A 10933-nucleotide genomic window follows, 5' to 3' on the forward strand; every position below is an offset into this window, starting at 1 on the left:
TTATTATTATATTTCGCACCTGTACTTAACTTATTCATACTGCTAGCTGATGTATTATAAACACCTGCATAAACGCCGTGTCTATCCGCATTGAGTACAGTTCGGTTCCAATTAACATTAGATTGTGTTTTAATGGCATCATAAACATGAAATGCTCGCTTATCAAGCCAACCAATTGTTTTACCATTTACTTGAAATTGATAGTAAGTTCTACCACTTATTTGACCTTGTTTAATTATTTTAGCATCTCTATTTTGATAAGCACCGGCTGTAGTAGCTATTTTTTTTGCATTTACAGTACCTGGAACTTCTGACCACAGACCATTGGTTGATCCAGCAGTTATTTTTCCTGTTAAATTGAGGCTTTTCACATTTGTTGCTTTAGGGTAATAGACAAATGCTCGTTTATCCATCCAGCCAATTAGTTTATTATCGACCGAAAATTGTACCCATGTTCCTCTCTTTGTCGTACCTTCTTTTGTTATTTTTACTTTTTTGTTATTATATGGTGCTCCTGTAGATAATTTTTTTCCACTTGCAGCAGAGGTGTTATAAATTCCACTATAAACTCCGTGACCATCTGCATTAACTACCTTAGCATCTTCTGAAACATTTTTTTGTTGTTTAATTGTATCATAAAGCGTGTCATATTTTGTCAAATTATATTGTGAGATTAATGAGTTTAACTTCGATGCATAAGTATTATCAGTAGCATAACGCCCTTGTAACCAAGCTGTTGCATCTTTATACGTTTTCGTGTTTTCACGCCATGTTCCTTTATAATAACTTGAACTCCAACTAAGTCCATTTCTTAATAACTTTGCATTAGACTCCAATGATTCTTTGTAAGATGGATATTTAGCAAAATTCGCATTAATTTGGTACCAACCTTTAGAATCACTGTATTCCCAGGTTTTCATTACAACACTTTTACCATTATAAGAACCTTTTATACCAAATAAGTTATAGTTAGGTGCTTTGCCTAATTCACTGCGACCCCAATTACTTTCTAAGGAAGCTTGAGCAATCATAACAGAAGGGTATAAATTATATTTCTTAGATAATTCCATTGCTTGTGAAGAAACAGAATTAATAAATGTTTGTTGATAAGAAGTTGTGCTTAATGTTGATCTCAACATATTGCTTCTAGATTGTGTATCCTCAGTAGCTTCCATCGCTTCTTTTCTATTTTCTTCAAGCGAGAATACAGATTCATCCGTTTCTGGCGGTGTTTCTTCACTCTCTACTGTAGTACTATCTTTTTGTTGATCATCTATTCCGCTTTTTGTTTCATCAGCTTTAGCATGGAATAGTGGCACCACACTTATGCTTAACATAAGCACGAGTACAAAGTGGAAAATTTTTTTAATCATTTTTCTCCTCCTAAATTAATATCACCTTTTCAGATAGAATAATTCTATCATATATCAAACTATTTATTAATAATAATTACAAAAAAAAAAAATGAGATTTGTCTAAATGATGAAATCTACCTATAAAAAAACTGCCCACCTCATAAATTTATGAAGCAAACAGTCTTATGTCTATTCCCAACCAGCTTGATTTACAATGGAACTCACTTGTTCTATTTTATTATCTTCTGAGCTAAATAGACCCTTAAAAGATTTTCCTGTTGAAACGAGAGACCCAAATAAAACTAGCAAAGCTAATAAAACGACTAGAATACACTTATCCAAAATCCCCATTTTGTACTTATTAGCATTTGGTGTTGGATAAATTTTTTCTTGTGGAAGTTTTTGTTTTTCTTTTTGTTCTTTTTGATATTTTTTCTTAAAGTCATTAGGCTGCTTATTGAACCATTTGACAAATTCATCATACTTTTCAGCCACTTCGGCAGCTTCACCAATTTCTCTTACTTCGCCGTGATGCATCCAAATAATTTTGTCGCATAGACTTTTCACTTGTCCAAGAGAGTGACTTACAAAAACAATAGTCTTTCCTTGGGCTTTAAATTCATTAATCTTGTCCACACATTTCTGGTAAAAAGTTTGATCCCCAACAGATAATGCTTCATCAATAACTAAAATATCAGGATTTGTGTGAACAGAAATTGCAAAGCCCAGCCTTGAACGCATACCGCTAGAATAGTTCTTAATTGGTTGATTAATAAAATCACCTATATCAGCAAACTCAATGATACTAGGTAAAAGAGAGTCAATTTGTGATCCCTTAAGGCCATGCATTAGTAGTTTAAGGCGAATATTTTCTAAGCCTGATAATGGGCCTTTTAGTCCAACGGCAATTGCAATCAAGGAAGTCTCACCATTAATAACTACTTCTCCTTGAGTCGGTGGTATAACTCCTGACATAATATTAGAAATAGTAGATTTACCTGAACCATTTATACCAATTAAACCAACTGTTTCTCCATCATAAACATCAAAACAAACATTTCTTAATGCCCAAAACGATTGTACTCGTTTGTTTTTAGGCAAGAATAAACCTTTAATTTTATCGGATTTATTTTGGTAGAGGTCATATTCTTTGGATACATGTTTGAAAGAAACTTTTATATTCTTATCCATTGTCATACCCCCTATAAGTAATCTACAAAGCGTTCACGGAATTTCATGTGTAGAGAAGCCCCTACAAATAATAGAACACCTGTTAATAGCCAAAAATAAATAGTATATGAAGGAGACTCCCAAAATAATTTCTCCTCTAAGAAGGTCTGTCTAAAACCATTGACAAGATAATAAATCGGATTTAATTTCAATATATTAAATGCCCATTCAGGTAATTTTGTTTGTAAATCCCAGACAATTCCTGACATATAGAACAAAACGCGAATTAGTGATTGTAACATAATGTAGTAATCTCGAATCAGTACACTAATTGTCGCATTTAATAATGTGAAACTATACAAAAAGGCAATCATTGCTACAAAGTAATATAAATATTGCCCCCAATAAATGGTAATAGGAGTTCCTTTTACTGCAAACAAGCCAACTAGAAGTATCATCATCGTAAAATAGCTTGTTAAGTTAGATGCTATATTAATACTTGGTAGAATACTCATTGGAAAATTCATTTTTGAAACCATATTTATTTTATTATATATACTATTTGCACCTTGAAGAATAACTCCGCTAATGAAAAACCAAGGTATAATACCAGCTAGCATCCATTCAATGTAGCTTGCATCAGACCCAGAAGATGAATTAAACGCAAAGCCAAACACAAAGTAATAAATGGCAATTTGGATAAGTGGATTTAGAACTTGCCACGCTAAACCAAGATAATGACTTTGATAAGTTGCTTTGTCTTCATACCGGGCAATTCGAAATATCATCGGCGTATATTTAAATTGTTCTTTTAATACTTCTATAATTTGTTTCACAAAAACACTTCTTCCCAAATAATAATGTATTACTTATTTGCTGCTAAAAATTTTTAAACTGAACATAGTCACCTCTTTTCAACAAAGGAGCTATCACATATTGATGCCTTTAGCACTCGTATGTTTGTATTTCTTGCAGTTTTTTGTCTATTCTTCTTTTAAGTGTGTAGCTACCTTATTTAATGATTATTTGTCCAAATGCAAGGAAAGACAAAAACCATCCTATGTTAAGTTACCTTAAAAGTGGATTTTTGTAAAGTAGAATCTGTTTTTCAGAATGAAAACATTAACTATTCTTTAAAAAGAACCGCCTGAATATCCGCAGCTCCTTCAAGTAATCTTGGTCCTGGGCGGCTTAATTTATTTGCATCCATTTCATAAATTTGGTTATTTTTAACAGCTGAAATATCTTTCCAAGCAGTACGTTTTAAAATAGTTGCTTTTGCGTCCGGATAAACTGTTAGGATAATATCAGGATTTTGTTCGATTACTTTTTCTTCGTTATAGGGAATAAACCCTGATTCGGTAACGATATTTGTTCCTCCTGCAAGTTCTAGCATCTCATTCATAAAAGTCCCTTTACCGGCCGTATATAAATCCGGGCTAATTTCGATCCAAACTTTTGGAGAGGTTTTTAATTCTTTAGCTTTCTTTTCAATAGTTGCTTTTTGTTCTTCCATCGATGTTGTTACTTTTTTTGCTTCTTTTTCAGTTCCGGTTAGTTCACCTATAGTTGCAATTGTTTTTTCAGTATCTTTTAAATTAGTTGCATCTGGTACTACGAATACATTAATACCAGTGTCTCTTAATTGTTGATACGCATCTTTTTGGGCAGAAAGCATAGATTCATGACCAAGTACTAAGTCTGGTTTTAGTGAAATAATTTTTTCAGTGTCTACATTTGTTGAAACTACTTTTTCGATTTTTTGAGCTTCTGCTGGGTAATCGTCATATGCCGAAACTCCGACGATATCCTCTCCCAATCCTAGTGCGAACAAGATTTCTGTGTTACTTGGCATAAGTGAGATAATTTTTGTTGGCGCTTCTTTTAATGTAATCGTTTCGCCGGTTGCATCTTTTACTTTTATTGCCTCCGTTTTTTCTGTCGGTGCCTTTGTTTCTGTATTTCCACAAGCCGTTAAAACCGCTAATAATAAAACGACCGCAATACCTTTAAACCATTTCATATGTAAGTTCTCCTTTTTAATAGAAAAAACGGGTGGCAACTTCACGCTAACAATCTCAAAAAACGTCTCTTTTATCACGTTTAATTTCTCGATTTTTAAAGTTTGGCACTTTAATTAGCGTTCTATTCCCACCCGTTAGTCATTATGTTTTTAGATTCTGTTTACTTCAATCAATAAATCACCGGACTCAATGGTATCGCCATCAGATACGTGGATACTGCTGACTTCTCCATCAAATGGCGCTTGGATTGTTGTTTCCATTTTCATTGCTTCTGTAATAAGTAGAGGATCTCCTTTTTTCACAGATACGCCTTTTTTCGCGACAACTTGGATAACAGAACCTGTCATTGTTGCTCCAACATGTTCCGGATTCGTTGTGTCAATCTTACGGCGTGCAATGACTGTTGATTGAACATTCATATCTTGGATGTTAATTTCACGCGGCTGACCATTTAATTCAAAATAGATAACCCGTGTTCCGTCCGCAATTGGTTCTCCAATAGAATTTAATTTAATTAAAAGGATTTTTCCTTTTTCTAATTCTACTTCAATGGTTTCACCTAAGCGCATTCCTTTATAGAATGTTGGTGTATCAAGAACGGTTACATCACCATATTTATTAATCATTTCTTGATAATCTAGGAATACTTTTGGATAAAGAGTATAGGAAATCACATCTTTTTCAGATGGTTCATAACCCATTTTTTCTTTTAGCTCTACTTTAACATCAGCAAAGTTAACTGGCTCCATTAAAGCTCCTGGACGATCAGTTAATGGTTTACGTCCTTTAAGCACTAGTTTTTGAAGTTTTTCTGGGAATCCGCCATACGGTTGGCCAATTTCACCCATAAAGAATTCAATTACAGAGTCTGGAAAATCAATCGTATCGCCTTTTTCGTAAACATCTTCTTCTGTTAGCTCGTTTTGAACCATAAATAACGCTAGGTCCCCGACAACTTTAGACGATGGTGTTACTTTAACGATATCACCAAACATTTGATTTACTACTGTATACATTTCTTTCACTTCATCCCAACGATCACCAAGCCCTACTGCAATGGCTTGTTGTTGAAGATTAGTGTACTGACCACCTGGCATTTCGTGAATGTATACTTCTGTTTGTGGTGAGTTAAGCGCATTATCAAAGTCTTTATAGTAATGACGCACATCTTCCCAGTAATGATTAATAGTTTGAGAATTTTGCGCATCTAAGTTTGTTTGACGATTGCCGTTAACTAAACCATAATAGAGCCCTGTCATACTTGGTTGGCTTGTCGCACCACTCATAGCACTAGAAGCTACATCGACAATATCCACGCCCGCACTAACCGCGGCAGCATAAGTATAAATACCATTACCACTTGTATCATGCGTATGAAGATGAATAGGAACATCTACTGTATCTTTTAATTCATTAATTAAACGATATGCTGCTTGAGGTTTTAAAAGTCCCGCCATATCTTTAATTCCTAAGATATGGGTTCCTTGAGCAACAAGTTCTTTTGCCATATCTTTATAATAATCAATGGTATATTTAGTTCTTGTGTCATCATCAATGTCCCCTGTGTAACAAATAGCAGCCTCTACAACCTTACCTGCTTCACGAACAGCGTCAATTGATACTTCCATGCCCTTAATCCAGTTTAAGCTGTCAAACACGCGGAATACGTCTACCCCAGACTGTGCTGATTGTTTAACAAATTCTCGAATGACATTATCTGGATAATTTTTATATCCGACAGCATTTGCCCCACGAAGCAGCATTTGGAACATAACGTTTGGAATTTGTTTTCTTAGTGTTTCCAAGCGCACCCATGGATCTTCATTTAAGAAACGGTAAGCCACATCAAATGTTGCCCCGCCCCACATTTCAAAGGAGAACATATTAGGAAGTAAATGTGCCATAGCATCAGCCACTTGGAAAATATCTTTAGAACGCACACGAGTGGCAAGTAATGATTGATGAGCATCTCTTAACGTAGTATCAGTTAAAAGCACTTCTTCTTGTTTTTTCACCCAATCAACAACGCCTTCTGGACCTTTTGCATCCAAAATTTGTTTGGTACCTGGTGCAATTTGAGAGCCAAATGGAATTTTTGGCAAGCGTGGTTCTGCATAGACAGGTTTATCACGATGTTTAATTCCAGGGAAGCCATTCACAGTTACATTTCCGATATAACGTAGTGTTTTTGTACCACGATCACGAATATGTGGGAATTTAAATAGCTCTGGTGTTGTATCAATAAAACTTGTATTGTAATTACCACTTGCGAAATCAGGATGACGAACTACATTTAATAGGAATGGAATATTTGTTTTTACACCACGAATACGAAACTCAATTAAGTTACGACGCATTTTTCGTGTTGCTTGCTCAAAAGTCATTCCCCATGTACATAATTTTACTAATAATGAATCATAGAATGGGGTAACAATTGTACCTTGGAAACCATTGCCGGCATCCAAACGCACCCCAAAGCCACCTGTCGAACGATATGTATCTACTCGACCTGTATCTGGCATAAAGTTGTTAAGCGGATCTTCTGTAGTAATACGGCTTTGAATAGCAGAACCGTGAATATGAATATCTTCTTGTTTAGGAATTGCAACTAATTGGTCATGAAGTGCATAACCATCTGCAATAAATAATTGTGATTGCACAATATCAATGCCAGTAATCATTTCAGTAATTGTATGTTCTACTTGAACACGAGGATTTACTTCAATAAAGTAAAACTCATCGCCTTCCACTAAAAATTCTACAGTTCCCGCATTAATATAATCCACATTTTTCATTAATTTTACTGCAGCATCACAAATACGATTACGAAGTTCAGAAGTAATTGCATTACAAGGTGCTACTTCTACTACTTTTTGGTGTCTACGCTGTATAGAGCAATCACGTTCAAATAAATGAACGATATTGCCATGTGTATCACCAAGAATTTGTACTTCAATATGTTTAGGGTTCATAACACATTTTTCAACATAAACTTCATCATTCCCAAAAGCAGCCTTTGCTTCAGAAGATGCACGTTCAAAACTTTCTTTTACATGCTCTTTTGATTCGACAACACGCATACCACGACCACCGCCACCAAGAGAAGCTTTAATCATAAGTGGATAGCCGTTCTTTTCACCAAATGCTTCTACTTCTTCAATCCCAGCAACTGGTCCATTACTACCAGGAATAACAGGAATATCTGCTAGCAAAGCTTGTTCTTTTGCTTTAATTTTGTCGCCAAACATATCTAGGTGTTTTGATTTAGGACCAACGAAAATAATGCCTTCTTGCTCACAACGACGAGCAAAGTCAATGTTTTCGGACAAGAAACCATATCCCGGATGAATCGCATCTGCACCAGATTCTTTAGCAATTTCAATGATGTTCTCGATATCTAGATACGCATCAATAGGCTTTTTCCCTGCTCCAACCAGATAAGCTTCATCTGATTTATACCGGTGGAAACTTCCGGTATCTTCTTGTGAATAAATAGCCACTGTTTTGATTTTGAGTTCAGTACATGCACGCATAACACGGATAGCAATCTCACCGCGATTAGCTACTAATACTTTTTTAATTCGATTCATTTTTTTCCTCCTAACCAACACTGATCTGTTTTATACTTGATACGTCGCCTACGATGAAATAAATATGTAGACCCTTTTTTAGGCTGTAAAACGGTATATAACTTCAATTATAGTATTAAATGGCATCAGATGTAAATTATTTTCTTCTCAAATATCGAAAACAATCTTTAAAACACGAATAAAATACAAGTAAATAGCTAGGAACATGCGGTTAAACAGTAAAAAGAAAAAGCCCTAAAAAGTGGCTTTTTCTAATATGTTATCTTCTTTTTTGTTTTTTTGTTGGAACTTGTTTTGTACCATCTGCATTGTACAGACGGTGATATTTGTTAAACATCGAAATATTAGCTACTATCCCCATCATCATGGAAAGTACCATTAAGGAAGAACCGCCATAACTAATGAAGGGTAATGTCACACCTGTAAGCGGAATTAGTCCACTTGCACCGCCTAAATTAATAAAGGCTTGAATCGCAATTAAACTTGCAATACCATAACACATTAATGAAGCAAATGGATCTTTGGCTCTTAAACCTGTACTAATGGTCTTAAATATGAGGAAGAATAAAGCTAAAATAATGAACATTACACCAAAAACGCCCAACTCTTCAGCAACTACTGCAATAATAAAATCGGTATGCGCTTCTGGTAAATAACCTAGCTTTTGAACACTTTCTCCAAGCCCCTGTCCAGACACGCCACCAGAACCAATAGCATAAAAAGAATTAATCAACTGATGACCTTCTTTATCTGCATACTCAAAAGGGTTCATAAACGTTGTAATCCGAGCTACTTTTGTAGGGGAGACAATTTCACTTCGAATATGGTCGGGTAGTGCAAATAAGACAAGTGTGAGTGCCACAATGACGCCAATTCCAATTCCGATTAGCTTCATTATCGTGCGAAGCCTCATTCCAGAAGTAACAATGATACAGCAGCCTACTAGAAAAATAATAAAAGCAGTTCCAGTATCTGGCTGAATTGCAATTAAGAAACAGACGAATGCTAAAAAGAATATTGGCGGTAAAACACCACGGTTAAAGTCATCAATATAACTTTGTTTTTTCGCATAAATAGCGGACATATAAATAATAACAGCTAATTTTGCGAATTCACCTGGTTGAAGTGAACGTGGACCTAAAACGAGCCAACTATTCGCATTATTAACGGTCTTCCCGACTAAAAATATTAAAAGTAAAACACCAATCGTCCCAAAAACAATGACCATTAGCACTTTGTTCCTTTGATAAAATTTAAAAGGGACTAGCGCAAAAAGAATAAAGAAAATAAAACTAATAATAAAGTTCTTAACTTGGCGCGTATAAAAAAAGTCAGCTGGTAAGTCTTTTCCAATCGCTAACGACCAACTGGCACTATAGATCATAATAATCCCAAATAAACAGAGCAATATAAATACAGCTATAAATGCATAATCATATGATTTTAAAATTCGTTTAAACATTAGCATCGTCCAATCCCTGAGAAGTAGTATCCCATCTAGTTTACTGTTCTTTCTATTATAAAGGAAAAGACTGCCAAATGAAAAGGAGAATCCCATCCGCCTTTTGACTCATTTTTTAGTCCTTTTCCTCTCCATAAAAAAGATGCCTGAAAAAATCAGCCATCTTTTCAACTAATCGATTATTTTTTGCTCATTGATAATTCATGTAATGCGGACAATTCTTTTTCCAGTGTGGAAATTAATTTTTTTCCTTCCTCTGGTTCAATTAATCCTAGACGCGTTGCAAAGTTTATTTCACGTGATAAGCCATACATTTGCGTATCGAGCACTTCTTCATATGCTGGACATTGCGGCAAGGTTAAATTATCCATTTGAACTTTAATCAACTGTAAGATTCGTTTAGCATCTTGTTTAAGAAGCTCGACCGCCTCTTCTCTGTGATCTACTTTTTTATTTGCCATCACAGAACCCCCTATCACGCGCCTTGAAAAGCGCTTTATTTGCATCTTAAGGAAATTCTCCTCAAGTTAGTTTAATACTAGATAGTATAAGTATAGCATAATTTAAACGCCACGCAAGCCAGAATGGACTAAAATTTTTGAAAAATCCGCTTTTACTCGCCTTTTTTAAGAATCATGCTATAATACTTGTGTGAGGTGAAGATAAATTGAATGCAAAATGTATCTTATGTGAGCGTGTAGATGAGCTAGACAATCGTGAATTTAAAACAAAGCAATTACGCAACAAACCTATTAGAATGTATTTATGCCCTGAATGTGAACATCGAGTAGCAATCAATACTATCAGTCGCGTTAATTCCGGTCATTTTAATTTCCATAAACCGATTGTGATGTCGAATAGTGAATTAAAAAATTTGCTAAGTAATAAGGTAGAATAAAAAAAACTAGACTAAAGCAATGAAACAATAGTACTTTTTAGAGCGAAGACTTTCGCTCTTTTTTTATTTCCAAAAAAGCTCCAAAAGATTTAAGTTTACATCTTTTGGAGCTTATTACTATATTAATATTTTTATTTACTTATTGGGAAATTTAATGTGATATTTCCTTTTTCAGTTACGTCAATAGCGGGAGAATTGTACTCATTAGGATTGCTAACAGTTAATGTAGTAGATTGCTTTAACTTATCAAAATCTTCCTGATTTAGCATATAAGTGATATATCCTTCTTTTTTCGACATACTCAGGAGTTTATCACTACTTTTTTTTAACATTTTATTATTTCTGCTTATGTTCACTATTATTTTGTCCATTTTATCCAGAATAATCTACTTAATTTTATATTATGTTTATAAAATTTACTTAAAGTTCTATAC

Annotated in this window: 8 protein-coding genes; 1 reads left to right on the forward strand and 7 read right to left on the reverse strand. The window is 34.6% G+C overall.

Going from position 1 to position 10933, the window contains the following annotated elements; translation table 11 throughout:
* The 7 genes from HCJ45_RS14640 to HCJ45_RS14670 form a co-directional block, all read right to left on the reverse strand.
* Positions 1-1373, reverse strand: a 1373-nt coding sequence (locus HCJ45_RS14640; RefSeq protein ID WP_187125280.1) for a GW domain-containing glycosaminoglycan-binding protein, incomplete at its 3' end; no start/stop codon positions are given.
* A 171-nt stretch (positions 1374-1544) separates the two neighbouring features.
* Positions 1545-2546: a teichoic acids export ABC transporter ATP-binding subunit TagH gene (gene tagH, locus HCJ45_RS14645; RefSeq protein ID WP_187125281.1), complete on the reverse strand. Its 1002-nt coding sequence runs from the start codon at positions 2544-2546 to the stop codon at positions 1545-1547.
* Positions 2547-2557: 11 nt separating this feature from the next.
* Positions 2558-3361 (reverse strand): ABC transporter permease, encoded by an 804-nt coding sequence (locus HCJ45_RS14650; RefSeq protein WP_187125282.1) that lies wholly within the window; start codon positions 3359-3361, stop codon positions 2558-2560.
* Between the two features lie 290 nt (positions 3362-3651).
* Positions 3652-4548 carry an ABC transporter substrate-binding protein gene (locus HCJ45_RS14655; RefSeq protein WP_187125283.1) on the reverse strand — a complete coding sequence of 299 codons (897 nt, stop codon included), beginning with the start codon at positions 4546-4548 and terminating at the stop codon, positions 3652-3654.
* Between the two features lie 150 nt (positions 4549-4698).
* Entirely contained in the window at positions 4699-8139 is a 3441-nt protein-coding gene (locus HCJ45_RS14660; RefSeq protein ID WP_187125284.1) for a pyruvate carboxylase, read from the reverse strand.
* 259 nt (positions 8140-8398) lie between these two features.
* Complete coding sequence (locus tag HCJ45_RS14665) at positions 8399-9601, reverse strand: FtsW/RodA/SpoVE family cell cycle protein (protein ID WP_187125285.1); 1203 nt, start codon at positions 9599-9601, stop codon at positions 8399-8401.
* 179 nt (positions 9602-9780) lie between these two features.
* The gene (locus HCJ45_RS14670) at positions 9781-10062 is read right to left on the reverse strand and encodes an Fpa/YlaN family protein (RefSeq protein WP_185349274.1); all 282 of its coding nucleotides are present in this window, start codon (positions 10060-10062) and stop codon (positions 9781-9783) included.
* Positions 10063-10268: 206 nt separating this feature from the next.
* Here HCJ45_RS14670 and HCJ45_RS14675 point away from each other — a divergent pair, with 206 nt between their 5' ends.
* Positions 10269-10499, forward strand: coding sequence for a YlaI family protein (locus HCJ45_RS14675; RefSeq protein WP_185381187.1), 231 nt, complete (start codon positions 10269-10271; stop codon positions 10497-10499).
* Positions 10500-10933 lie beyond the last annotated feature (434 nt).

It is taken from the genome of Listeria immobilis (genome assembly GCF_014322845.1).
In the GTDB taxonomy this organism is placed as follows: Bacteria; Bacillota; Bacilli; order Lactobacillales; family Listeriaceae; genus Listeria; species Listeria immobilis.